The organism is Streptomyces sp. NPDC001135, assembly GCF_053598395.1.
The window spans coordinates 1-3063 of the sequence record NZ_JBSFKD010000048.1 but is presented as its reverse complement, the minus strand read 5'-3'; the positions used below and the strand labels follow the sequence as shown (position 1 = coordinate 3063).

Here is a 3063-nt window from a genome sequence, read left to right as displayed (position 1 = left end):
AGGGGGGGGGGGGGGGGGGCGCGCGCGGGGGGGGGGGGGCCGGGCCCGCCCGCCCGGGGGGGCGGGCCCCCCGCGCCCCCCGCCCGGGGGGGCGGGCCCCCCGCGGCGGGCCCGCCCCCCCCACCACTCGCCGCGGGTCAGCCGGGATCCCCGGCGAACACGTGCAGGAACGCGTCGCAGAACGCCTTCAGATCGTCCGGTTTGCGGCTGGTCACCAGCTGGTTGGAGCCGTGGTCGCAGATCTTCACCTGCTCGTCCACCCAGGTGCCGCCCGCGTTGCGGATGTCGGTCCGCAGGCTCGGCCAGGACGTCAGCACCCGGCCCCGTACGACGTCCGCCTCCACCAGGGTCCACGGCGCGTGGCAGATCGCCGCGACCGGACGGCTGCGGTCGAAGAAGTCCTTCACGAACGCCACGGCCGCCGCGTCCATCCGCAGGAAGTCCGGATTCGCCACCCCGCCGGGCAGCACGAGACCCCCGAACGACCCCGCCGACGCCTCACCCACCACCTCGTCCACGTCGAAGGTGTCCGCCTTGTCGAGATGCTCGAACGCCTGGATCTTCCCCGGCTTCGTCGACACCAGCACCGGCTCGTGCCCGGCGTCGGACGCCGCCTTCCACGGCTCGGTCAGCTCGACCTGCTCGACGCCTTCGGGCGCCACGAGAAACGCGATACGCATGATGCTCAGTTCCCTTTCCGTTTCCTCGGCACGGCCCGCTCGGCGCGGGCACGCCGCCTGCCCGCCCGGGCCGCCCGCCGGCACCGCCACAGCTCCTCGCCGTACGGCAGCAGCACGAAGGCGCCGATCGCCACGCCGATGCCCGCCAGATAGCCGGGCGACAGCGGGCGCCGGCGCGGCACGAGACGCCAGGCGTCCGGGTCGCCGCGCCCGCCCCGCAGCAGCGACCGCACCTGGTCGGCGTGCAGGCACATCAGCGAGACCAGTGCACCGAGCGGCAGCGACTCCAGGAAGCTGTGGAGGTGCTGCTCGATCGGGCTGACCTCCCGGTCGCTGTCGACGGCCGTGCGCACGTCCCACAGCGCGGTCGCCTCGTGCACCGCCGCGGCCCCCAGCTGCACGCTCAGCAGCAGCGGGTTGATCCGGTAGCGCAGGGTCAGCGCGATCGGCAGACCGACCTCCGCCATCATCAGCGCGTGGATCACCGACTCCTTGGTGCCCGCGGTCTCCTCGATCCGGGTGCGCCGGTGCATCACCCAGTCGGCGAGCCCCGGCACGAACCAGCCGGGCAGCAGCCCGTACAGCAGGAACCGGGTGGTCGCCACCTCGACGTCGACGCCGGCCCCGCTCGCGATCTCGGCCGCCTGGCCCCGGCTCATCCGCGGCCCACCAGCGCCTCGGCCAGTTGCTGTACGTTCTCGTAACGCGCCGAGTGCGGCAGCCCCGCCACCGCGTCGGACAGCGTGCCCGGCGCGTTCCGCCGGCGCAGCATCCGCGCCAGGTCCCGTGCGGTCGCCGGGAAGCAACCGCGGCTCAGGGTGCGGGCCAGTTCCGTCCGCACCCGCTCCAGCGACGCAGGCGAACCCAGTCCGCCCACAGGCCCGCTCCACACCTCCGGGTCGTCGTCCGCGGCCGGCTCCGGATCGTGCCACTCCTCCACCCGTGTCGGATGCCCGGACCTCAGCAGACCCTTCAGCTCGTGCTTCATCTCGTCGTCCCGGTGGACGCTCAGCCGGTCACTGCCTCGCTGCATGTCTCCCTCCAGGGGGTCGAACGTCCGCACCGCGTACCCGGTGCCGTACCGCCGACACGGGATCGGCTCCGTACGTGCCGGACGTGGCCGAAAGAATTCAGTGGCCGAGCCGTTGACCTGGGAACTGAACGCTTTCCGCGTATCCGGAACGGCTGATCCGCGCACCGGATGGTCCAGTGCGCACACGCGTACCCGCACAGGCCCTCGCATAACGGCCCACGGCCGACGAGGACGCTGACCGGGCAGGCCACGCCGCCACGCTGCCGGAGCGCGGCCCGGCGCGCGGACGTAGAATGGCCCGTACCTGCGCCACCGGAGCTAGGAGGCTCCGCACATGCGCGACGGTGAGTCGGACGAACGTCGTGTGCCGGCCGTCGGGGAATCCTCCGCCGGCGGTTCGGGTGCCCCCAGCTTCGGGGGCTTCGACAGACTCGGCGACTACGTGCTGTGCGAGGTGCTCGGCGAGGGCGGCATGGGGCAGGTGTACCGGGCGTACGACCTGAGCCAGGACCGAGAGGTCGCACTCAAGATCCTCTCCCCGCGGCTGCAGCTCGACAAGGAGTTCCGGCAGCGTTTCCAGCGTGAGTCGCGGATCGTGGCGCGGCTGAACGAGCCGCACATCATCCCCATCCACCACTACGGCGAGATCGACGGCCTCCTCTACCTCGACATGCGGTTGGTCGAGGGCGAGGACCTGCGCAGCCGACTGCGCGACCGCGGCCCGCTGACCCTGCCGGAGGCGGCGGACATCCTCGCACAGGTCGCCGACGCACTCGACGCCGCGCACGAGGCCGATGTGATCCACCGGGACGTCAAGCCGTCGAACATCCTGCTCAGCAAGGGGCACAGCGGCGCCCCCTTCGTCTACCTGGTCGATTTCGGCATCGCCCGTTCCGGACGCGGCATCACCGTCACCGCGCCCACCCAGGCGGTCGGAACCGCGGAGTACATGGCCCCGGAACGCTTCCTGGGGACGGGCACCGACGCGCGGATCGACGTCTACTCGCTCGCCTGCGTGCTCTACGAGTGCCTGACCGGTCGCAGCCCCTTCCCCGGCGAGGAGTTCGCAGCCCAGTGCCATGCCCACATCGAGCTGCCGCCCCCACGTGTCTCGGAAGGTGTCGCCGGGCTCCCGGCGGAGCTGGACGACATCGTCGCCAAGGGCATGGCGAAGCAGCCGCAGGAGCGCTATCCGACGGCCGGCGAGCTCGCGCGGCACCTGCGACGCGTGGCGCGGGCGGCGACCGCCCCGGGCCACGCGGCCGAAACCGGCGTCGGCACCGGACAGCGCAGTCCCGCCGGGGAACGCGCCGTGCCGGCGCGGGCCACCCCGCCCGCACCGGGCACGCC

General features: G+C 73.1%; 4 protein-coding genes. 1 reads left to right on the top strand and 3 read right to left on the bottom strand.

Annotated elements, in window-relative coordinates:
- Positions 1–137: 137 nt before the first annotated feature.
- The 3 genes from ACWC94_RS38290 to ACWC94_RS38280 are packed head-to-tail and all read right to left on the bottom strand — an operon-like array spanning position 138 to position 1713.
- A complete protein-coding gene (locus tag ACWC94_RS38290; RefSeq protein ID WP_450801912.1) occupies positions 138–680 on the bottom strand; it encodes a type 1 glutamine amidotransferase domain-containing protein in 543 nt (180 codons plus the stop codon).
- A gap of 5 nt (positions 681–685) precedes the next feature.
- Positions 686–1339, bottom strand: a complete 654-nt coding sequence (locus ACWC94_RS38285; protein ID WP_450801911.1) for a diguanylate cyclase — start codon at positions 1337–1339, stop codon at positions 686–688.
- Entirely contained in the window at positions 1336–1713 is a 378-nt protein-coding gene (locus ACWC94_RS38280; protein WP_450801910.1) for a DUF2795 domain-containing protein, read from the bottom strand. The genes ACWC94_RS38285 and ACWC94_RS38280 overlap by 4 nt, the downstream gene beginning before the upstream one ends.
- A 334-nt stretch (positions 1714–2047) precedes the next feature.
- On the opposite strand from ACWC94_RS38280, the gene ACWC94_RS38275 reads away from it, so the two are divergent.
- A partial coding sequence (locus ACWC94_RS38275) for a serine/threonine-protein kinase (RefSeq protein WP_450801909.1) occupies positions 2048–3063 on the top strand: 1016 nt, incomplete at its 3' end.